1 pseudogene is annotated in these 442 nt (G+C 61.3%); it reads right to left on the reverse strand.

Annotated elements, in window-relative coordinates:
• Positions 1–442: pseudogene (locus tag AC1D0P_RS29765) on the reverse strand (hypothetical protein); the annotation flags it as partial.

Consider the following 442-nt stretch of genomic DNA (forward strand, 5'->3'; position numbering starts at 1 on the left):
GTCTTGGCGACGACGACCTTGGTCTCGGCGGGCGTCTTGGTCTCAGTGGGCGTTTTGGCGGCAGCGACCAGCGCATCGAGGCGGCTCTTCGCCACCTTGGCGAACTTGCCTTTCGGGAAAGCCTTCAGATATTTTTCGTAATCGGCCTGCGTGCCGGTCTTGGAGACCTGTTTCCACATCGCCAGGTCTTTTTGCTTGTCGGCTTCGCTCTCGGTCGCAGCCGTGTCTGCCGAGCGCGTCACCGTCGTGGTCGCATCGGCCGTCTGGGTCGTCTTCTCGACAACCTTGGTCGTGTTGGCGGTTTTGGTGCCGTTGAGCTCGTCGATGCGGGTCTTGGCGACGCTGGCGAACTTGCCGGTCGGGTAGATCTTCAGATAGGCCTGATAGTCGCCGACCGTATTGCCCTTTGAAGCTGTGCGCCAGGCCTGGAACTCCTGCTGCC

This window comes from Polaromonas sp. P1_G2 (assembly GCF_056405515.1).